Here is a 21552-nt window from a genome sequence, read left to right as displayed (position 1 = left end):
GAGAGCCTTTTGTTTACCGATTGTAATTTGGCGCCATATTCTGATTGCCTCTCGGCATTCCTCGAGGCGTGAGTCTGATGTCCTCGTCATCAATAAAACGGTCATCGCGATCGGAATCAAACACGCGATTGTCGCGATCATTGTATTCGGGATCGTTCCTTAAAGGAATATCTTGCTTATACTTCATCTTCATTTCAGGTCTTCCGTCATTGTCGTTATTCCCGCAAGCAGTGAGCAAAGCAATAGACAAGCACAAGCCGAACAGCAGCATTACAATCCTTCTCACGTCATTTGCTCCTTTGTATTTAATCTACAAGCAAAGCAAGTTCATGCCTTATCCAATTTGCGCTTTTGAACAGGCCAATATGCAAGGTAAATAGTTGGACAGGCAATTGGAGACGTTTGAAAGCATAAAAAAAGGCCAACCAGATTTCGCTGGCTGACCTGATATCGCGGAGGGAACTAAGCGGTATATGTTTTCGGTCTCTTCTTGGCATCCGCAAATCGCATGAGCCATGCAATCGGAATGGGGAGGAGAATATAGACGATGCCGACCAGGATATTACTGGCAGAGCCCATAAACATCAAGGAGATGGCCATCATTACACTGTCGAAGATCGCATGAGCGAACAATACCGTAATAAATCCGTATCGCAGGAACAAGAAGCTGAAGATTAGTCCGATGATCGTTAGCTCCAGAAGACGCGTGGTAGATGGGAAGATCGGATAAGTAACATGACCTAGCGCCCAAATGACAGTCGGAATGAGAGAAGCCACGAATGAATTTTTGAACCAGCGTTTCATCAGGCCGATGCCAAAGAGCCGGAACACGGCTTCCTCCGAGATCGCCGCACACCAAGCAAGTACAGGGAAAATCAGAGGTGCCGCCAGGTTATATGGAGATTGGGTGACGTCGGTCGTGGACCATGAACCGTTTACTTGCATCAGGACGATAAAAATAATCGTTTGTAAACCAAGCAGCATAAACGCGCACAAATAACCCAGCCACATGCTCCGCCACACATGCTCCCCATACCCGGGTTGGCCGAATCGAGGCCATAAATTCCGGCCCATTCCCTTCCATAGACCGTCCCCGCCTACCAGGGAGAAGTAGACGGCGAGTGCCATAATAACGGTGATCAAACAAGTTACGATAACTGCAACGTATGCAATGGTATCCGCATTCAGGACTTCGCCGTAGCCGGCCACAATGCCGTCTGTCATGTTGAAATCATTCGCCAAATACATAGCCAAGAAAAGAACGGTTAGCACGATTCCGCGCAAGAACGACGTGTGTTTCCGATATAGGGACGCATAAATGATGGCGAGAATAAACAAGACAAACGACAAGAACAAGCTTCCGATCGTCGATAAGTAATTCGCGATACGCTTCTGTTCGTTCACATAGCTCGCGTAGTCAGAAGGGACTTGGAATTGCGGCTTGTAGGAGGCAATCAGGAAGCTGCCGTTTGCAAGCTTCTCTCCTCGAATGCGAAGAAGGAGCGGTGCTCCGCCAATGGAAGTGTCAGCTGCTTTGTACCAAATTTGGCCTTTGGCTTCATCCGTCTTATGTAGGGAAAGCGATGATTTGGCAAAACCTTTGGAGGCTGCAAAAGCAAGCGCAGCATCAGTCAGCTCTTTGCCTTCCGCAGGCGTGGTATCCGATTCGTTCAAGCGATTCCAAGCGACTACCGTCCCTTTTTGCATATGCACATAGACGAAAATCTCGCTTTTATCCGGCATTTCCGCCGTTACTTGAAACGTGTCCGTGGGGTAATTCGTATCATATTTCTTATTGTAGGTTTTCGTCAGCTTATTCTTCTCCAAGTAACCGTAGAAGAGGCTGTCAGATTGATGTACGGCATGCACACTTGCCGGGTGAGCGTGGAACTGCTTCTGTATAAAGGATGAGGCAGCGGCTTCCGCTTTGCTCTTCGCAATGACTGACTCGGTGCCCGAATCGAAGAAAGTCTCAGCCGTGGAAGGAACGATTTGAATGAGTAAATAAATGAGGATACCTATGCCGGCTAGCCACGAAAATAATTTCCAGTGGGGCTGGAGCTGCGTTGTATTCATTTGAACACCTCTGTCTCGGAGTATAGAACGACGACTGGTTTGCCATATTCATTACCTTAACATAAATGAAACAATATTATCCATGGAACGGAGGCCGTCCTACTTGGAATCGGGGGCAGGTACGGTTTATAATGTGAAACATTGACAGGCGCGGCTCTTTATATAGATGTCTTGTCCCTGACGGTTACGTACTTCATTTATATGAGATTTATTATCTATATAGTCGAAAGCAGAAGAAATCATGATGTGGATAGGGGATTTTTATAACCATGAAGATCAATCAATTTGTAATTATCGGACTTGGCCGGTTTGGCTCGAGCTTGGCTCGTGAGCTGATTGAACTTGGCTATGACGTTCTGGGGATCGATAAAGATGAAGAAGTCGTACAGGATTTGAGCCAGGTGCTCACGCACGCGGTCACGGCGGAATCGACCGATGAGGAAGTGCTTCGTTCATTGGGCGTGCGCAACTTTGACTGCGGTGTCGTGGCCATCGGGGATGACATTCAAGCAAGCATTCTCACTGCTATTCTGTTGAAGGATCTGGGCGTGAAGAAAGTAGTTGCCAAAGCGATGACCGAGCTTCATGGACGTGTGCTTGAGAAAATCGGGGTTGACCGCGTCGTCTATCCGGAGCGGGATATGGGCATTCGGGTGGCGCATCAGCTGGTTTCGCCGAATTTGCTCGACTACATCGAGCTGTCTAAGGATTACACGATTGCCGAGCTGGCAGTGCCGAAATGCTTGAGCGGCGTCTCGCTGCAGGATCTAAACGCGCGTGCGCGGTTTGGCTGCAGCATCGTGGCGATTAATAAGCCGAAAGGCATCATCATCGCGCCTACCGGAAACGATGTGCTCACGGAAAAGGATGTTATGGTGATCATCGGCACGAATCAGCAGATTGAGGAATTTGAAGATTCGGTCATTCATTAGTAAGAAAGCATTCGTCTTGGTATTGGATACGGAAAATGGCAAACAATAAAGGACAGGGCCGGATTCGGCTTCTGTCCTTTGTTGTTTGTCGCGCCGCTTCCGCGGGGGAAGAGGAGGGCTCCTTACGATGAGTTGTAACAGCCTTCCGCCTGCCGTTAAACCCGTGATCATTTATGAACTTATTAAGCTGAGGTTTGATCACGGTTTTAAAGGCAGGACGTAAACTCTTCAGGCTGTTACGCTCCTCTCCAGTCGCCTCTTCCCTGAAGCAACAATAAAGGACGGCACCCGAAGCGGTGCCCCGTCCTTTATTGTTGCGGGAGGGAGCGACTCCAACCACGCTGCATACCCGGCGCGGTTCGGTTGGATTATTTGAACCGCAATTTTGCGTGGTTCAATTGACACCCAATGCGCCGCATGACCGGCGCATTGAGCACAAGCTAGCCGCAATCTCAATTGTGGCGTGTTGTACACTTCTAAGATTAATGAGCCGCAGAGCTGCCGGGGCGATTGCGGCTCCGCTCGGCCGCCCAGCGGAGCAGATAATGCAGAGCTAGTTGCTCTTGGAAGCGCAGCGGCGGAGAAGATGAAGATGGAGAGGCGTGGGGAAAGGGAGCTAGCTGTAGAGCGTTAGCGATCGCCTTTGAAACCGGGAATACACCGCTAGGTGTATTGTTCAATATTCCCGGGTTCAACAGCGACGAAAACAGTTCCCTTGGACCTAAGCACCTCCACCTCTTCATCCCAACCTACCGCAAAAGCAGTCCTCCGATCTCGCTACACCCGCTTATAATGCGTAGCGATCTCGTCGATCCACAGCCGTACCTCCGGACTCAAGCTCTCCGACTGCGCATGAATAAGCGAAGTCGTTCGCTTGGATTCGACCAATTCGCGGATCGGAATAACGAGGAGATCGTTATCCTGAAGCATCTCCGGCCGCAAATAGGATTTGGGCAGCAGCGTTGCGGCGCGGCAAGTATGAAGCAGCCGCAGAATCGCCTCGAAGGAGTCGATTTCCATTCGCACATCGGGGAGCAAGCGGTATTTTTCGAACAGTTCATCGGTCAGGATGCGGTACCATGTGCCTTTGGAGAACAATATCATCGGCAGCGCGTTTAAATCGCTAATAACAGGCAAGCCTTTATCCATGACGAAGTGATTGCGCGGCAGCACCAGCACAAGATGATCGTCGAAGAGAGGCACGCATTTGAGCTGCGGGTCATCGATGCGCGAAGCGACAATGCCCAGATCGGCTTTGCGCTCTCGGACAAGCGTTACGATCTCATGCGTCTTGCCGGTGATAGCCTTGATGTCGAGCTCGGGGCTGCGGAGGGTCAAGGCTTGAATGAGATCAGGCAAAGTCGTTTGCAGCGTCGTGAGACTTGCGCCGATGGTTAATGTAGAGCGGCCAACGCTTTTATAATCGGCGACTAAGCTGAGATAGCGCAGATGCTGCTGCCTGGCCTCGATGGCATACTCGTACGTAAGCTGTCCGATTCGAGTCAGCTCAAGCCGTTTGCCGATTCGGCGGAAGAGCAAAGCGCCAAGATCCTGCTCCAGTTTGGCAATTTTGCGGGAGAGGGCCGGTTGGGACAAATTCAGCGCGGCGGAAGCCTTGTTCATGCTGGATTGCTCCACGACAACGGCAAAGACATGTAACTCATCTAACAACAGCGTTCACCTCGCAATTTTGAGTCTATATGCAAAAAAGGTATAACGTTTAATGAATAATAAGCAATTCCATTATAAGCATAAAAGGAGTATCATGTGTACTGTGCCACCATAATGTGTAAATCTATTATTTATTGACGCCCTCTGGGGCTAGCGTTACAATGGAGAATGGTTTTGGCGAATTATGGCGAATGCTACCCCACAGTTTGGAAAGGAGAACGTACAAGTTATGAAAGGAAATTCGTATTTATCGCGTAAGATCCACTCCTTACTCGGAGTAATTCCGCTCGGTTTGTTCATCATTGAGCACATGATTACAAACTATTCGGCCTATGAGGGTGGAGCACAGGGGTTTTCGGATAGCATCAAGTTCTTGAATGATCTTCCGCTCGTTTTCTTCCTGGAATTGTTCGGCATTTGGCTGCCGCTGTTGTTCCACGGCGTGTATGGATTATATGTTGCTTATCAGTCGAACCTGAATACCGGTCAGTTCAAATATGGACGTAACTGGGCTTTCGCTGTTCAGCGTATAACCGGTGTAATTACGTTTATTTTTATCTTCTGGCATCTTTACCAAACCCGTTTGCAAGTTATGCTCGGTGAAGTGAAGCATGAGGAACTTGGCAACTTAATGCACGACATCACAAGCAACGGTTTATACTTCGTGCTTTATGTGATCGGTGTTCTTGCAGCAACGTTCCACTTCAGCAACGGGATGTGGGCATTCCTCGTTAGCTGGGGCATTACAGTCGGACCGCGTGCACAACGCATCTCCTCATTCCTTTGGATGGGTGTATTCGTCATTGTAGCGGTGATGTTCCTGTTGTCGCTTGGCGCTTTCCGCGGCGATGAATTTAAAGAGGCGGCCTCTGCTGCTCTGCAATTGACGAATCTCGTTTAAGTTTGAGACAAGGAGCGATTAATGTAATGGCTAAAAACAAAATTATTGTCGTTGGCGGCGGTTTGGCCGGCCTAATGGCTACTATAAAAGCGGCAGAAGCGGGCGTTCATGTCGATCTGTTCTCCGTTGTACCCGTTAAACGTTCGCACTCGGTATGTGCGCAGGGCGGCATTAACGGCGCGGTGAATACGAAGGGTGAAGGCGACTCCACTTGGGAGCATTTCGATGATACCGTTTATGGCGGGGACTTTCTTGCGAACCAACCACCGGTAAAAGCAATGTGCGACGCAGCGCCGGGCATCATTCACTTGATGGACCGGATGGGCGTTATGTTCAACCGTACGCCTGAAGGTTTGCTTGATTTCCGCCGTTTCGGCGGCACTCAGTATCACCGTACTGCGTTCGCGGGCGCTACAACAGGCCAACAATTGCTGTACGCACTGGATGAGCAGGTTCGCCGCTGGGAAACAGCCGGACTTGTAACGAAGTACGAGCACTGGGAATTCCTCGGCTCTATTCTGGATGACGAGGGCGCTTGCCGCGGCGTATCCGCTCAAGATCTTCGCTCCATGGAAGTACATACCTTCGCTGCGGATGTCGTTATTTTGGCGACTGGCGGCCCTGGTATTATTTTCGGCAAAACGACGAACTCCGTCATTAACACAGGTACCGCCGCGAGCGCGGTTTACCAACAAGGCGTTCACTATGCGAACGGCGAATTCATTCAAATTCACCCGACGGCTATTCCGGGCGACGACAAGCTTCGTCTGATGTCGGAATCGGCGCGCGGTGAAGGCGGACGGATCTGGACGTACAAAGACGGCAAGCCTTGGTACTTCCTTGAGGAGAAATACCCGGCATACGGAAACCTTGTTCCGCGTGATATCGCGACTCGTGAAATCTTCGATGTTTGCGTCGAGCAGAAGCTCGGTATCAACGGCGAGAACATGGTTTACCTTGACCTGTCCCATAAAGACCCGAAGGTGCTCGATGTGAAGCTCGGCGGCATCATTGAGATTTATGAGAAGTTCATGGGAGATGACCCTCGTAAAATACCGATGAAAATCTTCCCTGCGGTTCATTATTCCATGGGCGGCATGTGGGTTGACTACAATCAAATGACGAACATTCCCGGCTTGTTCGCTTGCGGCGAATGTGAATATCAATATCACGGCGCGAACCGTCTTGGCGCGAACTCGCTGCTCTCCGCCATCTATGGCGGCATGATTACGGGACCTAAAGCGGTCGAATACATCAAAGGCCTTAAGAAATCGGCTGAAGATATTTCTTCCTCCGTTTACGACCGTGCGAAGAAAGAACAAACCGACAAATACGAGAGCATCTTGAACATGAACGGTACAGAGAACGCGTACGTACTGCACAAAGAACTCGGCGAGTGGATGACGAACAACATGACCGTTGTACGTTTCAACAAGAAACTCGAAGAGACGATCGCGAAGATCAAAGAGCTAAAGCAGCGTTATCGGAATATCAATATCAACGATTCCGCGCGTTGGAATAACGCCAGCGTAGCGTTCACACGCCAGCTGTGGAACATGATGGAGCTTTCCGAAGCGATGACGCTTGGCGCACTAATGCGTAACGAAAGCCGCGGCGCGCACTACAAGCCGGAATTCCCGGATCGTAACGATGAAGACTTCTTGAAAACGACGAAAGCGGCGTGGACGCCGGAAGGCCCGCAAATTTCGTACGAAGAAGTCGATGTTTCTCTAATCAAACCACGTAAACGTGACTACTCCAAGGAAAAATAGAAAGGAGAATAACGATGGCGGAAGCGACGACAGTGAAATCAAAAACAGTAAAGCTGGTCATTACGCGTCAAGACGCTCCGAACTCTGGATCGTATACCGAAGAGTTTGAAATTCCTTATCGCCCGAATATGAACGTAATCGGCGCCTTGATGGAAATCCAGCGTAATCCCAAGAAACAAGACGGTCAAGGAACGGCTCCGGTATGTTGGGAATCCAACTGCCTCGAGGAAGTTTGCGGAGCCTGCTCCATGGTTATCAACGGCAAGCCTCGCCAGGCGTGCAGCGCGCTGATCGATAAACTGGAACAGCCGATTCGTCTGCAGCCGATGAGCACGTTCCCGGTTGTGCGTGACTTGGTTATCAACCGTGAGCGGATGTTCAACGCGCTTAAACGGGTTAAAGCATGGATTCCGATCGATGGTACTTACGATCTGGGTCCCGGACCACGTATGGCGGAAACGAAACGTCAATGGGCGTATGAATTGTCCAAATGTATGACCTGCGGGGTCTGCTTGGAATCCTGCCCGAACGTCAACGACCGCAACAGCTTCATCGGCCCTGCGGCAATCTCGCAAGTTCGACTGTTCAACGCTCATCCTACGGGCGAGATGAACCAAGAAGAACGTCTGGAGACGCTGATGGAAGATGGCGGCATCGAGGGCTGCGGTAACTCGCAGAACTGCGTGCGCTCTTGTCCGAAAGGCATTCCGTTGACGACTTCGATCGCGGCGATTAATAAAGATACGACTAAGCATTTGTTTAAAAAATGGTTGGGGATGTAGGGTAAAGATAGGGCTCCCGTGGTGGGGCACTTCGCACAGCTATTCCGATTTGCGCTCCCGTGGTGCTCCGCACCAAAGTCGCTCAAATTCGGAATAGCTGTTGCTGCGTTTCCGCACCAAAGTCGCTCCATTTTACCCCTGCTTGGGGCAGGGGAAAATGCTTTTCGTGGCAGCTCCTCTGCTTAGCGAGGGATACTGCGTGCAGGCGGTACGCTTCGTTGCTCCCGTGGTGCTTCGCACCAAAGTCGCTCCAAATCGTACCGCCTGCGGCGTCCGTTCCCACCGCTGCTCCAGAGTCGCACCAAAGACCAAAGACCAATTACCAATTACCAAAGACCAAAGACCAAAGACCAAGGACCAAAGACCGGCTCCCGAGTCGCTTGAAACAGTCGCACATGAAAAAGGCGTATCCAATTTCTATTGGATACGCCTTTTTGAGTGACGACATTATTTGGTTAAGAAATGCGCTATTTTAGCGAAAGGTGCAACATTATCGGATGTTTTCCCGTAAGTAAAAAAGCTGCCGTAATCGACGGCAGCTTCTAACACCAATTCTCGCCCCAATCTTGAATCGATTGGATAACGGGTTCTAGTCCCCGCCCTTTAGCAGTTAATTCATATTCAATTCGAACCGGCATTTCCGGATAGACGTTACGTTTAATAATATCGAATTGTTCAAGCTCTTTCATCCGGTCGGTGAGCATCTTATCGCTCATCTCCGGGATTTGCTCTTTCATTTCTTTAAACCGTTTCGGCCCGCCGAGCAGAACGCGAACGATCATGCCAGTCCATTTCTTCCCGAGCAGCTCTGTTGCGCATTCATACTTTGGGCACATTTTGGAATAATCCACGTTATCACCCCACTTTCAATGATTCTATTGTAGCACATGACGTTTTCAAAAGGGAGGGCAATTCGCCAAGAGAAGACAAATGCTTTTCATTCATTATATACTATACTTAAGTTAGTTGGAAACGGATGGGGTATTTTTCCAAAAAACTTATGAACTTCGCAAGTATAGCCGAAATAATTCTAAGATGCTATAGAATATTATCATACCACGATATTGAGGTGCCGGATGTCGGACAACTGGGGATTTTATGAACGTCGGACGGAATCGGAGCAGCTGCGCGTGTTGATTAATGTCGGATTTCGCAATTCCGCACCACTCACGCCGTACACGGATCTGCTTTCGATTACGATTAACTTATATCCGGTTCGTGCGCACAATCGTTCGAATCGGGATTTTGTCAAACAATTGGAGCAGTTGGAGTCCAAGCTTGAACAGTGGCTTAAAAGTACTGAAGAGGCCATTTATATTGGGCGCATCAATGCCGCGACGCGGCTGGAGTTTTATTATTATACGAAGGGGGAGAGCCCTGACCTCCCGGCGATTCATGCTTGGCTGGATCAGAACTGGCCCTTCCGAGCACAGGTCTATCGCAAAGCAGATCCGCAGTGGGAATTTTATAGGTTCATGCTGCCGGATGCGCTGGAGGAGCTGTTCGTGCACAATGCACAGATGATCTATGCGCTGATTCATAAAGGGGATAATATCGGACAGCCCCGGAACGTGTATCATTGGCTGTTATTTCGTGAGGACGATGACAGGCGCGAGATTGAGTCGATGCTCAAGGGACTTGGTTATGTCATCGAGAAGGAGAAGGAAGGAAATCCCGAGCAGGGCTACCCTTATCCGCTCGTGATCAGCCGTTTCGAGGACGTTCGGCTTGATACGGTCAATGAACGCGTACGTGAGCTTCATTCGCTGCTGGCAGGCAGCGGAGGGCGTTACGATGGATGGGGTTCGGTGATGAAGCTGTCCGCAGCAGGGCGGTTCCGCCGATTCATACGCCGGAACCTGAGTACCTTTGAAACAACGCTGCGCAAACTTTTTCTGAGACGCAACTCCGAATAAAACTAGTATCTAGAGCCGTATTAGGACAAGTCCGGCAATGGTCAGCACGAAAGCCGTCCACTGATAGCCGTTCAAGCGCTCGCGATATAAGATGATGGAGCCTGCGGCCACAACCAAGCTGTTGGCGGCGAAGATGGGACCGGCTATGTTGGCACGTCCCGTTTCGAGCGCGATCGCGTAAAGCTGCAGTCCGCCATAGGAGAACAGGCCGGCGATCAGCCCCCATTTCATTCCGATCGAAGCAGCGCGAAGCGACTTCTGCATGAGACCTGAAACGACTTCATGACCTGCGCGTAAACTGCCGAGCGAAGATCTGCGGGTTCGCTCTTGGCGCGCAGCAACGGCAAACCATACAATAGACAAGCTGTAAGCGACGAATAAGATCGGAGCGCTGCCCAGTCCAAGATCACCTGTGACCTTCAGCCCGCCATTGCGAATCGCGAACAGCAGAATGCTGATGCCTACGTAGAAGTACCAACGCGGTGCTATACGGAAGGCTTTTTCTTTGCCTCGCATGGAGACAAGCACGACGGCTGACAGCAGCAGCAGAACGCCGCCAAGCTCGGTTTTTGAAAGTTGTTCGTTGTAGCCGAAGGTGCCAAGCGCAATAACTAGAATAATGTTCATGTTCGTAAGCGGCGATGTCAGACTGGCAGGTCCCCATTCCAACGCTTTCATGAAGAGCGCGTTCCCTAGAGCGGAGCCTGCACCGATAAGCAAGCCGGCAAGCCAAACGCGCGGATCAGCCAGCGACGGCAGCAGGGTATGCTCCAATGCGGCGTGAATGCCAAATCCGCAGGTCCCGGAAATATAAAGACCCAGAAGCAGGTACGCGGAGGAACCGCTCTGCATCTGGGACACCTTCATCCACCAGCCAGCCAACCCGAACAGTACCGCACTGCCGACGGCTGCTGCAAACCACATGTCAATTTCCACCAATCCGGATGAATATTAAATGTTACACAAATGAAATGGTTCTGTTATGGTTCCTTCATATTGGAGGGGTATTATAGTAACCAAGACCCCCTTTTGATTATATATGACTTCGGACCTGCCGCGTGCAGGTCCACTTTTTTATCTACAGGGCAACACGAACCGGCTTTTTGTTCTTGTAATAAAACCATTCCGTAAACCCGATTTCCTTCAGACGCTTCGCAACAAGCTCCCAATCTTCGCCGACACGGCTCGGCTTATGCGCATCAGACCCGAAAGATACCGTTACGCCAAAATGCAAGGCGCGCTCCAATATCGCATCGGACGGATACCAGCCGCCGGCATCTTTGGTTTTGCCGGAGGTGTTGATTTCGATGGATACGCTGCTTTCGCCAATGACTTTAAGGCAATCGTCAATCGCTTCATCCGCAGCGATGGCGGAGAATGCAGGGTAATAGCCTTTCATCGCATCGATATGGCCGAGAATTTGGAACATGCCACTGCGGGCGGATTGGCCGATAAGCTCGTAATAATGGCGTTTTTCGTCGATATGCTGCTCTTCAGAGAGGTTCTTCCAACGATTGCGGTTGAAGATGCTGACCCCGCGCGACTGGTGGACGGAACCGATAATGTAATCAAACGGATAACCGGCATAGACATCGCGATAAACTTGAGCGTGCTGAGGGAAGAAATCGGACTCCACGCCGAGCAGGACATCGATGGTGCCTTCATATTTGGCTTTGAGCCGCAGCACTTCTTCTACATAACGAACAAATTCGCTTTTTCCCATGGCAATGCCGGGGTTCGGTTGTTCTTGGTCGCTGGCAAAATAAGGAGAATGATCTGAAATTCCGATGACGGCCAGACCCGCCTTGATGCCTGCCTTGATATAATCCTCAATATTATCGTCTGCATGCCCGCACCGGAAGTGGTGCGTATGTAAGTCGAATTTCAAACTGAATCTCCTCCTACTCGCTGCTGATGAAATGATCTTCGGGCATACCCTTCAAATCGCTCAAAAACTGCTGCATTGCCGAGTTGATGTACCGTCCCGACTTATAGACCAAACCGACCGGATGGCTCATATCGAGCTCATTGACTTTAATCCGCTTCAGTGTTCCGAGCTGCACCTCTTTGGCAATGGAGAGCTTAGACACCACCGCTGCCCCTAAATTGATCTCGACCATGCGCTTCACTTCCTCGCTGCTCGAAAGCTCCATGACGATGTTCGGGTGCAAATTATATTTGCGGAAAATTTGATCCAGAAAACGTCGTCCTAATGTGTCCGGCGAGAGCATAATCATGGGAATGTCCTTGAGCGATTCTACGGTAGTATGCTTCAAATGGCTCATGGGATGCTCGGGAGCGACGACGAGTTCGTAGGTGTCATAGTACAGGATGGATGTTTCCACATTCGGATTGCGTTCCGACAGATAGGTGATGCCGATATCTACGGTGCCATTCTCAACGCTGGCCATTACGCCCGAAGAAGGCATGGAGTGAATCGTTGTTTTAATGAGCGGAAATTGGTTTTGAAAATAAGACAGCACCCGAGGCAAAATTTGAATCGCGATCGAAGAGGTTGTTCCCAGCACGATATGACCCTGCGGTGTTTGGCTTAGGTCAGAGAGCTTCTGCTTCAGTTCTTCTACGATGGCTAATATGCGCTCGGCGTGATCAAGAAACACTTGTCCGCGGTCCGTTAATGTGACGGGTTGATTCCGATCAATTAGAACCGTTTTAAACTCATCCTCTAAGCTTTTGATTTGAGCAGAAACAGCCGGCTGCGTAAGATTAAGCAGCTCTCCTGCTTTTCGAAAGCTCATGGTGCGTGAGATGGTTAGCAACGTTTCGAGTTGGTTAATATTCACGGAATCCCTCCTTTAGCGATTAAAGATTTTTATCACAGCTATATATCATTATAATGTAAAATCAGCTCGACGGCAAAAGGTAGCAACCAGCGGGCAAGCCTTCGCGAGTTAGAGCAGGATTCAATATGGATCCTGTCGAATGTTGGTTACAGGTGACAATTCATGTCCTACAAAGGAGCGAAGAGGATGAATCCGAAAGCAGTACGCAGCTGGATGATGTACGATTGGGCCAATTCTGCTTTTGTCACGACGATTATGGCCGCGGTCATGCCGATTTACTACAAAACGGTGGCAGGCGCAGACTTAAGCGGCAATACGGCTGAGAATTACTGGGGGTACACGCAAACCATCGCGATGATTTTCGTAGCCATTCTATGCCCGATTATGGGAGCGATTGCGGACTACTCAGGATCAAAAGTGCGTTTCTTATCGGTGTTCATGTTCATCGGGTCCATTGCAACGGTTTGCATGGCCATGGTCGGGACAAATGATTGGATGCTTGCTTCCATATTGGTTATTATCGGTACGATCGGCTATGCCGCTTCCAATACGTTCTATGATGGATTAATTACGGAGGTATCGACACCCGAAACGCTTAATTCGGTGAGTAATAAAGGATACGCGATGGGTTACTTGGGCGGCGGGCTGCTGCTGCTGGTGAATTTAGTGATGATTGAGAAATGGTCGTTAGTGGGGTTTCCCAATAAAACAGTCGCTACGCAGACCGTCTTTGTTACGGTTGGGATATGGTGGATCTTGTTCTCACTTCCGATTATTCGCAACGTGAAGGAAACGGCAAGAGGGACCTCAGCCGGTTACGGCGATATGATGCGGCGCGGGATGCAGCGCATCGGCAATACGTTGAAGACGTTGAAGCATTATCCGGAGCTGCTTAAATATATGGCGTCCTTCTGGTTCTTCAACGATGGCATTAGCACGGTTATCGTCATGGCGACGATCTATGGCAGCGGCATCGGGATTGAAACGATGGACTTGATAGCCGCACTGCTTATTACGCAGTTTGTCGGCTATCCGAGCACGCTGCTCTTCATCCGATTCGCCTCGCGCATCGGAATGAAGAAGTCGCTTTACTGTTCGCTGCTTGTGTATGTGCTGATTGTTTTGCTTGGCTATTTCATGACGAGCGCGCTCCACTTCTATGCGCTGGCCATTATGGTCGGATTCGTGCAAGGAGGGAGCCAAGCGACGGCGAGATCGCTGTATGCCACATTGGTGCCGCCATCGCGAACGGCAGAATTTTTCGGCTTCCTGAGCTTATCCAGCAAATTCGCCGCTGTAGCCGGACCAGCCGTCTTCTCCGTTGTCGGCACGATAACCGGTTCCAGCCGTTTAGGCATATTAGCATTGCTGGCGTTTTTCATCATTGGCATCATCCTGCTGTATTATGTGAATTTAGACAAAGGCCGTAAGGAAGCGCTGGCAGGAGAGGGACTTATGTAGCTAATTCCTTGCCAATTCCTCGCAAACATCATACCAAGGCATCGTTTGAATGGACTTCAAGCGATGCCTTTTTACATGTCGGAATTCCTATTGAATGCGGAGGGAAAAGAAGGTATAATCAGTCGAAAAGCGAACTGACGTTCGATGAACGATTCAACATAAGTCAGTCAGAATGAGGGGGGCAGGTATGAAAGGGACGACACATCTGGCCATTGGCGTCGCAATCGGGGTGGTTGCTGCCGCAACACATCCCGTTACGCTAACAAACGCCGCGGCATTTATCATCGTTGCGGCATTTTCCGCTTTAAGCGCGGATTTGGATGGTACGAATATGCTGAGCAGCAAGCTTAGCAAGCCGGCGAGGATAATACGTGCACTTATGCTATGGGGCGGAGTTGCGGCAGGAGCAGCAGCGGTCTTTTGGTATTGGTTTGAAGATCAATTTTATCCCTATCTCACGATTGCCGCGGCAGCCTTGTTTCTTCTGGGGCTGGTATCACGGAATGGCATGATTCGAGATGCGCTCGTGAGCGCAATTGGATTAGCGCTTCTCTATGCAGGTTATTCGATCGGCCATAATTGGCTGATGGGGCTCGGACTTTATGTGGCATGGGTTCCGTGGCTGAATCATCGGGGGTTAACGCATACCGTATGGGCAGTGGTTGCTTGGGGAGCGATCGGCTGGGGGCTGGAGCAGCAGCTCGAGATCGAGGGAATTGCCTATACCGCAATAAGCGGTTATCTGTCCCACCTTGTAGCGGATACATTAACGCCAAGCGGCGTCAAATGGCTGTACCCGCTGACGAAGAAGACCTTTAAGCTTCCGTTCGGTTAAGCAAATAAAAAAGCTCTCCCGCGGTCGCCATGCGTCCCTGGAGAGCTTTTTTTGGTTAGCCTTTCATAGCCACTCTTTCTTGCGGAAAATAAAAAACATCCCGAAACCGAGCAAGAGCATAAACGTGAGCAGCAAGTAAGAGCCGCCGTGCAGATGGAGCCCAGGTATAAAGTCGAAATTCATTCCGTAAATCCCGGTAATGAAGGTAAGTGGCATGAAGATCGTGGTCAGCGCGGTAAAGACGCGCATGATTTCATTCGCGCGGTTCGCAAGCGAAGACTGGTAAGCCTCTCGTAAGTTGCCCATCAGATCGCGGTAGGTCTCGAAAGTCTCGGCGATTTTGACGGCATTCTCATAGATATCGCTAAAGTACTTCTGCAATTGATCGTCGATTAGCTTCAAGTCTTTCTTATTAAGTGTTGCGATTAGCTCCTTCTGAGGTCCAAGCACTTTCTTGAGCCAGAGAATCTCGCTTCGAAGTCCGATAATTTCGTTCAGATGCGATTTCTTGGTGTGGACCAGAATATCTTCTTCCAAGCTCTCGATCCGCGCCTCAATCCGATCGCCGACGAGGAAGTAATTATCAACGACGATATCGACCAAATGATAGAGGAAACGGTCGGGGCGGCTGACTTGCTCTTCAAGCAGGATCGGCTTCAACGTGCGAAGCTCGTTAATTTTCTGTTTCGTAACGGTAATAATATAATGGCGGCCCAGAAAAATGTTCAAGGCGCGTAGAAAAATTTCTTCATCATCAAAACGGATGCTGTTAATTACAATAAAATAATGGCCTTCATGAATTTCAATCTTAGGCCGCTGCTCTTCTTCGCTCAAACAGTCTTCGACTGCCAGTTCGTGCAGCGCGAATATCGGCTGGAGCACAGCGAGGTCATCTACATCGGCATCGATCCAGTAGAAACCTTCGGCAGGTGGCACGACGGCTGCTTGAATGTCATCAACCGGTGCGAAAACACCTTGATTCACGTGACGGATTTTCATCCGCGTTCCTCCTCTCGTTGTTGCAGTAATTCCCGGATGCCGGCTATGAGGAGGAGAACAGAATCAAGCAACATCAAGCAAACCGTATTGCGCGTTGCGTGCTGCTTGCTCTAGTCCATCTATCTAGAAGCGGCGCGTTTGCGAATACGGTTGGATGACGTCAGCCTTCCTGTTATCTTCCGTGTAAACCGGTTATCAGTGCGGTTGCCCGCAGGCCTCGGGTCGCCTTCCATAGTCGTAAACACCCCTTTATTGGTCAATTATTCACTGCTTAAAGCGTAATTCTTGTCTAGTATACTCCGACAATGTCTTTCCATTCAAGAAGAAAGTAGCGTCCATGGTTCTGTAACAGCATATGCGGGGAAAAGCCCATGGTTACGCGTTTTTTGTCGATGGGAGCAGGGCTGCTCCTTGACGGGAATAAAGGAATGATTTAAAGTAAGAACTAAGGTGTTTCTTTAATTAAATAAGCAAGCTTTCTTATCAAGAGCAGGCGGAGGGACTAGCCCGATGAAGCCCGGCAACCGGCGTGTAAACGTACGGTGCTAATTCTTGCGGAAACGTATGTTTCTGAGAGATGAGAGGCGCATGAACGATACATTTGTGCCCCTCTCTTAGGAGAGGGGCTGTTTTCATTGCGCGCCTCAGTGACAATCCAAGCAGACAGGAGAGATTATCATGCCAATTAAAGTACCGGACCAATTGCCTGCGAAAGATGTTCTAACGGACGAGAATATCTTTCTAATGGATGAGAGCGTAGCCTATCATCAAGATATCCGCCCGCTGCGGATTGCTATTCTCAATTTAATGCCAACCAAAGAAACGACCGAAACGCAGCTGCTCCGTTTAATCGGGAACACGCCGCTGCAGGTGGAAGTCGTGCTGCTTCATCCTCGGACCCATACATCCAAGAATACGTCGTCCGAGCATTTGGAGTCGTTTTACAAAACATTCGAAGATATCAAGCACGAGTATTATGATGGCTTGGTGATTACCGGCGCACCTGTAGAGACGCTTCCATTCGAAGAGGTCAACTATTGGGAAGAGCTGAAGGACATTATGGATTGGTCGGCTCGTCGCGTAACGTCAACCTTCCATATCTGTTGGGGCGCACAAGCCGGATTATATCACCACTACGGCATTCCCAAATACGAGCTGCCGGATAAGGTGTTCGGCGTATTCCCGCACACGGTCGAGAAGCGCAATGTTCCTCTTGTACGGGGCTTTGACGAGCTGTTCCTTGTTCCGCAATCGCGTCATACGGAAGTTCGCCGCGATGATATCGCCAATATCGGGGATCTCGATATTTTGTCTGAATCGCCGGATGCCGGCGTGTATCTGGTCGCTTCCAAGGACGGAAGACAAGTATTCGTTACCGGCCACTCGGAATATGATCCGTTGTCCCTCAAAGCCGAATACGATCGTGACGTGGCAAAAGGAATGGATATTGCTTTACCGAAGAACTACTATCCAAACAACGATCCGTCGAAGATTCCGCTGTCGAGCTGGAGGGCGCATGCCAATCTGTTGTTCTCGAACTGGCTGAACTACTACGTTTATCAGCAAACGCCTTATGATTTGGGTGCAGGCATTTAAATAAGAAGGTCATTAATCGACGAGAGGGAGTCACTTCTGATGAAAATAGAAAGCCGCTTAGCACAAATTGGATCCATTAAAGAGCCGGTTACCGGAGCGATTAGTTTCCCGGTGTACCAAGCAACAGCTTTCCGCCATCCGAAACTTGGCGAAAGCACCGGCTTTGACTATGCCCGCACGAAGAGTCCGACTCGCAGCGTGCTGGAAGAAGCAGCTGCAGAGCTGGAGTCCGGCGACGCAGCGTTTGCGTGCAGCAGCGGCATGGCTGCGCTGACGACTGTCTTCTCGCTGTTTGGCCAAGGCGATCATTTGCTCGTTTCCTTGGATCTGTACGGCGGTACATACCGCTTGCTGGAGAAGATTATGACTCGCTTTGGCGTGTCGGCTTCTTACGTGGATACGAATGATATTGATGCGATGAACCAGCTGGTTACGCCGGCTACGAAAGCGATCTTGATCGAGACTCCGACGAATCCGCTGATGATGATTACGGATTTGGAGCGCGTTTGTTCATGGGCGAAGTCCAAAGGCTTGCTGTCCATTGTAGATAACACGCTGCTCACTCCGTTCTTCCAACGTCCGATTGAGCTTGGTGCCGACGTCATCGTGCATAGCGCGACGAAGTACCTTGGCGGTCACAATGACGTGCTGGCAGGCCTTATTGTCACGAAGGGCAAGGAGCTGTCCGCTGAGATGGGATTCCTCCATAACTCCCTCGGCGCTGTACTGGGACCTCAGGATTCATGGCTGCTGATGCGCGGCATGAAGACGCTGGCGCTGCGGATGGAACGCCATCAAGCGAATGCAACGGCGATCGCGAACTGGCTGCTGACGCATGAAATAATCGAAGATGTGTACTACCCGGCGCTGCCTCATCACCCGGGTCATGAGGTACAGAACCGTCAATCGTCCGGTAACACGGGCATTTTCTCCTTCCGCTTGAAGAAAGCGGCTTATGTAGAGCCGATCCTTCGTCATATTAAGCTGATTGCTTTCGCAGAAAGCCTTGGCGGCGTGGAATCGCTGATGACGTATCCGGCTGTTCAAACCCATGCGGATATTCCGCTGGAAATTCGCCAGCAAATCGGCGTAGACGACCGTCTGCTTCGTTTCTCAGTCGGCATTGAGCATGTGAATGATTTGATCGCAGATTTGGCGCAAGCCTTTGAAGCGGCAAAACGCGAGCTTGGGGAGGCATAAACCATCATGGCAGAGCAGAATCCGGACAAGGGCAAGGGCAATGACACCACCGAGAAGCAGTTTGCAACGAAATTGATTCACTTCGGCGCTGAGATCGACGGGCAAACCGGCGCATCGAGCGTGCCGATTTATCAAGCTTCCACCTTCCATCATCACGATATCTTCAATCCGCCTACGTACGATTACAGCCGCTCCGGCAATCCGACGCGTCAGGCTTTGGAAGATTACATTACGCTGCTTGAAGGCGGCGTTCGCGGCTTTGCGTTCGCATCCGGCATGGCTGCCATCTCGACGGCGTTCCTGCTGTTCTCGACGGGCGATCATATCATCGTAACCGAGGACGTTTACGGCGGTACCTACCGCCTGCTGACAACGGTGCTGAACCGTCTTGGCATCGAGTCCACCTTCGTGGACATGACGGACTTCGAAGCCGTGAAAGCGGCGCTCCAGCCGAACACGAAGGTGGTCTTCATGGAGACACCTTCTAACCCGACGCTTAAGATCACCGATATCGGTGAAGTCGCGGCATGGGCGAAGGAGCATGAGCTGATTACGCTGTTGGACAATACATTTATGACGCCGTACCATCAGCGCCCAATCGAGCTTGGGGTTGATATCGTCCTGCACAGTGCTACGAAGTTTTTGGGCGGGCACAGCGACGTGCTTGCAGGCCTTGCCGTTGTGGCAACAGAAAGCCTCGGCCGCAGGCTGAAGCAGCTGCAGAACGGTCTTGGCACCGTTCTGGGTACGCAAGAATCATGGCTGCTCATCCGCGGCATGAAAACGCTGCAAGCGCGTATGGAGCACAGCGAGCGCAGCGCTCGCAAGCTTGCGGAATGGCTTGATAACAACCCGGATGTAACCCGCGTGTATTATCCGGGCCTTGCGAACCATCCGCGCCGCGACGTGCATGAGAAACAATCGAAGGGGTACGGCGCAGTCGTGTCCTTCGACGTGGGTGACGGCGAACGCGCCAAAGCCGTTCTCAGCCGCGTGAAGCTTCCGCTCGTAGCGGTAAGTCTTGGCGCTGTTGAAAGTATTTTGTCTTATCCGGCGATGATGTCGCATGCGGCGATGCCGCGCGAGGTTCGTCATGAGCGTGGGATTACGGATGGTTTGCTGCGTTATTCCGTCGGTCTTGAGGATATCGATGACCTGATTGCGGATCTGGAACAGGCGCTTAAAGGGGAATAAGGCAGCATGCTCCGTTCGATGCTCCGGCTTCGAACGAAAGCCAATCCGCCTATAAGGCGCAAATAATGCGATACGCGGCAGTCCCGGCGGACTAGCCGCGTTTTTCGCCGTTAAGGCTGGCATTTTCGGCCGATGTCGGTGAATGACGCTGGTTGGCGTTTGTGGTAGTATTAGTTGAAACGTAGCAAGTGACGGATATGTTGATAGAGAAGGAGGTCTCCGACGTGCAACAGGTAGATCGCATTTTAGATAAAGCACTGCAAGGAGAACGGATTGGACTTGAGGAGTGCGTGACACTTTTTGAATCCGATGAAATTGAGAAAATGGGCCATGTGGCCAATCAGATTATGCTGCGGCATCATCCTGATCCGGTAACGACATTCGTTGTCGGACGGAACATTAACTATACAAACGTATGCGATGTGTATTGCCGATTCTGCGCATTTTATCGTGCGCCTGGCTCGAAGGAAGGTTACGTGCTTCCGGATGAAGTCATTTTGCAGAAGATCAAAGAAACGATGGATGTCGGCGGAACCGAGATTCTGATGCAAGGCGGCGTGAATCCGGAGCTGCCGTTCTCGTATTATTTGGATTTATTGCGTAAGATCAAACAGCATTACCCCGGCATTACGATGCATTCCTTCTCCCCGGCGGAGATTCATAAGATGGTATTGCTTTCAGGCGGACAATCGCTGGAAGAGGTACTGCGTGAGCTGAACCGTGCAGGACTTGATTCCCTTCCGGGCGGCGGCGGCGAAATTCTCGATGACCGGACAAGACGCAAGATCAGCCGGTTGAAGGGCTCCTGGACGGATTGGATGGACGTAATGAAGACCGCTCACCGTATCGGCATGAACACGACAGCTACGATGGTTATCGGGTTCGGTGAAGAGATGGAAGAGCGTGCGCTGCATTTGCTTCGCGTGCGCGACGCGCAGGATGAGTGCATTGCGAACGGTTATAATTCCAAAGGGTTCCTGGCGTTCATTCCGTGGACATTCCAGCCGGAGAACACGAATATGAAGCGGGAGAAAGCGACGCCTGAAGAGTATTTGAAAACATTGGCGATCAGCCGGATCACGCTCGACAATATCGATAATTTCCAATCTTCATGGGTGACCATGGGGCCGGAAGTGGGCAAGCTTTCGCTTTCCTACGGCTGTAATGATTTCGGCAGCACGATGATTGAAGAGAACGTGGTTTCAGCAGCCGGAACGACGCATAAGGTCAACATTGATTCCATTCTTCGCTTAATTCGTGAAACAGGCAAAATCCCGGCACAGCGCAACACGCGTTACGAGATTCTGAAGATGTATAACGAATCCGAAATGGCACAGAACGACTTTATCATGCAGAACTAATCAGCAGACGACGATATAATAAGCTTCCCTTCAGGAATTGCAGTTCCTGAAG

Annotated in this window: 19 protein-coding genes and 1 riboswitch; of the genes, 11 read left to right on the top strand and 8 right to left on the bottom strand. The window is 50.5% G+C overall.

What is annotated here, in order from left to right; translation table 11 throughout:
• Positions 1-13: 13 nt before the first annotated feature.
• Positions 14-286 (bottom strand): hypothetical protein, encoded by a 273-nt coding sequence (locus tag BM412_RS17365; RefSeq protein ID WP_143111646.1) that lies wholly within the window; start codon positions 284-286, stop codon positions 14-16.
• Positions 287-462: 176 nt separating this feature from the next.
• Positions 463-2076: a CPBP family intramembrane glutamic endopeptidase gene (locus BM412_RS17360; protein WP_091221049.1), complete on the bottom strand. Its 1614-nt coding sequence runs from the start codon at positions 2074-2076 to the stop codon at positions 463-465.
• Between the two features lie 269 nt (positions 2077-2345).
• Between BM412_RS17360 and BM412_RS17355 the strand changes: the two genes are divergently transcribed.
• Positions 2346-3008, top strand: coding sequence for a potassium channel family protein (locus tag BM412_RS17355; protein WP_091221046.1), 663 nt, complete (start codon positions 2346-2348; stop codon positions 3006-3008).
• Positions 3009-3785: 777 nt separating this feature from the next.
• Here BM412_RS17355 and BM412_RS17350 read toward each other — a convergent pair.
• Positions 3786-4679, bottom strand: coding sequence for a LysR family transcriptional regulator (locus BM412_RS17350; protein WP_091221044.1), 894 nt, complete (start codon positions 4677-4679; stop codon positions 3786-3788).
• Between the two features lie 229 nt (positions 4680-4908).
• Here BM412_RS17350 and BM412_RS17345 point away from each other — a divergent pair, with 229 nt between their 5' ends.
• Genes BM412_RS17345 through sdhB form a run of 3 tightly spaced genes read left to right on the top strand, consistent with a single transcriptional unit; the run spans position 4909 to position 8134 of the window.
• Positions 4909-5580, top strand: a complete 672-nt coding sequence (locus BM412_RS17345) for a succinate dehydrogenase cytochrome b558 subunit (protein WP_091221042.1) — start codon at positions 4909-4911, stop codon at positions 5578-5580.
• 26 nt (positions 5581-5606) lie between these two features.
• On the top strand, positions 5607-7352 hold the full coding sequence (gene sdhA / locus BM412_RS17340) for a succinate dehydrogenase flavoprotein subunit (RefSeq protein WP_091221039.1): 1746 nt from the start codon (positions 5607-5609) through the stop codon (positions 7350-7352).
• Positions 7353-7366: 14 nt separating this feature from the next.
• Entirely contained in the window at positions 7367-8134 is a 768-nt protein-coding gene (sdhB, locus tag BM412_RS17335) for a succinate dehydrogenase iron-sulfur subunit (protein WP_091221036.1), read from the top strand.
• A 542-nt stretch (positions 8135-8676) separates the two neighbouring features.
• On the opposite strand, the gene BM412_RS17325 is transcribed toward sdhB, so the two are convergent.
• Positions 8677-8985, bottom strand: a complete 309-nt coding sequence (locus BM412_RS17325; RefSeq protein ID WP_091221031.1) for a winged helix-turn-helix transcriptional regulator — start codon at positions 8983-8985, stop codon at positions 8677-8679.
• Positions 8986-9210: 225 nt separating this feature from the next.
• On the opposite strand from BM412_RS17325, the gene BM412_RS17320 reads away from it, so the two are divergent.
• Entirely contained in the window at positions 9211-10050 is an 840-nt protein-coding gene (locus BM412_RS17320) for a DUF695 domain-containing protein (RefSeq protein ID WP_091221028.1), read from the top strand.
• Positions 10051-10059: 9 nt separating this feature from the next.
• Here BM412_RS17320 and BM412_RS17315 read toward each other — a convergent pair whose 3' ends face one another.
• The 3 genes from BM412_RS17315 to BM412_RS17305 all read right to left on the bottom strand — a co-directional run bounded on the left by BM412_RS17315 (position 10060) and on the right by BM412_RS17305 (position 12854).
• Positions 10060-10974 carry an EamA family transporter gene (locus BM412_RS17315; RefSeq protein WP_091221025.1) on the bottom strand — a complete coding sequence of 305 codons (915 nt, stop codon included), beginning with the start codon at positions 10972-10974 and terminating at the stop codon, positions 10060-10062.
• 154 nt (positions 10975-11128) lie between these two features.
• Positions 11129-11938 carry a histidinol-phosphatase gene (locus BM412_RS17310; RefSeq protein WP_091221022.1) on the bottom strand — a complete coding sequence of 270 codons (810 nt, stop codon included), beginning with the start codon at positions 11936-11938 and terminating at the stop codon, positions 11129-11131.
• Between the two features lie 13 nt (positions 11939-11951).
• Positions 11952-12854, bottom strand: coding sequence for a LysR family transcriptional regulator (locus tag BM412_RS17305; protein ID WP_091221019.1), 903 nt, complete (start codon positions 12852-12854; stop codon positions 11952-11954).
• A 186-nt stretch (positions 12855-13040) separates the two neighbouring features.
• Here BM412_RS17305 and BM412_RS17300 point away from each other — a divergent pair, with 186 nt between their 5' ends.
• Together BM412_RS17300 and BM412_RS17295 are read left to right on the top strand one after the other, a co-directional pair.
• Entirely contained in the window at positions 13041-14315 is a 1275-nt protein-coding gene (locus BM412_RS17300) for an MFS transporter (RefSeq protein WP_091221017.1), read from the top strand.
• Between the two features lie 187 nt (positions 14316-14502).
• The gene (locus tag BM412_RS17295) at positions 14503-15150 is read left to right on the top strand and encodes a metal-dependent hydrolase (protein ID WP_091221015.1); all 648 of its coding nucleotides are present in this window, start codon (positions 14503-14505) and stop codon (positions 15148-15150) included.
• 63 nt (positions 15151-15213) lie between these two features.
• Here the strand turns inward: BM412_RS17295 and corA are convergent, their stop codons facing one another.
• Complete coding sequence (gene corA / locus BM412_RS17290; protein ID WP_091221013.1) at positions 15214-16149, bottom strand: magnesium/cobalt transporter CorA; 936 nt, start codon at positions 16147-16149, stop codon at positions 15214-15216.
• A 477-nt stretch (positions 16150-16626) separates the two neighbouring features.
• Positions 16627-16733, top strand: a riboswitch (SAM riboswitch).
• Positions 16734-16827: 94 nt separating this feature from the next.
• On the opposite strand from corA, the gene metA reads away from it, so the two are divergent.
• The 4 genes from metA to mqnC all read left to right on the top strand — a co-directional run bounded on the left by metA (position 16828) and on the right by mqnC (position 21500).
• On the top strand, positions 16828-17745 hold the full coding sequence (gene metA / locus BM412_RS17285) for a homoserine O-acetyltransferase MetA (protein WP_091221010.1): 918 nt from the start codon (positions 16828-16830) through the stop codon (positions 17743-17745).
• Between the two features lie 39 nt (positions 17746-17784).
• Entirely contained in the window at positions 17785-18945 is a 1161-nt protein-coding gene (locus tag BM412_RS17280; protein WP_091221009.1) for a PLP-dependent transferase, read from the top strand.
• A gap of 6 nt (positions 18946-18951) precedes the next feature.
• Positions 18952-20139 carry an aminotransferase class I/II-fold pyridoxal phosphate-dependent enzyme gene (locus BM412_RS17275; RefSeq protein ID WP_091221006.1) on the top strand — a complete coding sequence of 396 codons (1188 nt, stop codon included), beginning with the start codon at positions 18952-18954 and terminating at the stop codon, positions 20137-20139.
• Positions 20140-20363: 224 nt separating this feature from the next.
• Complete coding sequence (gene mqnC, locus BM412_RS17270) at positions 20364-21500, top strand: cyclic dehypoxanthinyl futalosine synthase (protein ID WP_090981967.1); 1137 nt, start codon at positions 20364-20366, stop codon at positions 21498-21500.
• The last annotated feature ends 52 nt before the right edge of the window (positions 21501-21552 follow it).

The organism is Paenibacillus sp. BC26 (assembly GCF_900116125.1).
In the GTDB taxonomy this organism is placed as follows: domain Bacteria; phylum Bacillota; class Bacilli; order Paenibacillales; family Paenibacillaceae; genus Paenibacillus_Z; species Paenibacillus_Z lignilyticus.
This window is presented reverse-complemented; position numbering and strand designations above follow the sequence as displayed.

What these genes read in the sequence shown, in the direction of transcription:
- BM412_RS17360 (WP_091221049.1), bottom strand. Translation starts at nt 2,076, where the DNA reads ATGAATACAACGCAGCTCCAGCCCCACTGGAAATTATTTTCGTGGCTA.
- BM412_RS17355 (WP_091221046.1), top strand. Translation starts at nt 2,346, where the DNA reads ATGAAGATCAATCAATTTGTAATTATCGGACTTGGCCGGTTTGGCTCG.
- BM412_RS17345 (WP_091221042.1), top strand. Translation starts at nt 4,909, where the DNA reads ATGAAAGGAAATTCGTATTTATCGCGTAAGATCCACTCCTTACTCGGA.
- sdhA (WP_091221039.1), top strand. Translation starts at nt 5,607, where the DNA reads ATGGCTAAAAACAAAATTATTGTCGTTGGCGGCGGTTTGGCCGGCCTA.
- sdhB (WP_091221036.1), top strand. Translation starts at nt 7,367, where the DNA reads ATGGCGGAAGCGACGACAGTGAAATCAAAAACAGTAAAGCTGGTCATT.
- BM412_RS17320 (WP_091221028.1), top strand. Translation starts at nt 9,211, where the DNA reads ATGTCGGACAACTGGGGATTTTATGAACGTCGGACGGAATCGGAGCAG.
- BM412_RS17315 (WP_091221025.1), bottom strand. Translation starts at nt 10,974, where the DNA reads ATGTGGTTTGCAGCAGCCGTCGGCAGTGCGGTACTGTTCGGGTTGGCT.
- BM412_RS17300 (WP_091221017.1), top strand. Translation starts at nt 13,041, where the DNA reads ATGAATCCGAAAGCAGTACGCAGCTGGATGATGTACGATTGGGCCAAT.
- BM412_RS17295 (WP_091221015.1), top strand. Translation starts at nt 14,503, where the DNA reads ATGAAAGGGACGACACATCTGGCCATTGGCGTCGCAATCGGGGTGGTT.
- corA (WP_091221013.1), bottom strand. Translation starts at nt 16,149, where the DNA reads ATGAAAATCCGTCACGTGAATCAAGGTGTTTTCGCACCGGTTGATGAC.
- metA (WP_091221010.1), top strand. Translation starts at nt 16,828, where the DNA reads ATGCCAATTAAAGTACCGGACCAATTGCCTGCGAAAGATGTTCTAACG.
- BM412_RS17280 (WP_091221009.1), top strand. Translation starts at nt 17,785, where the DNA reads ATGAAAATAGAAAGCCGCTTAGCACAAATTGGATCCATTAAAGAGCCG.
- BM412_RS17275 (WP_091221006.1), top strand. Translation starts at nt 18,952, where the DNA reads ATGGCAGAGCAGAATCCGGACAAGGGCAAGGGCAATGACACCACCGAG.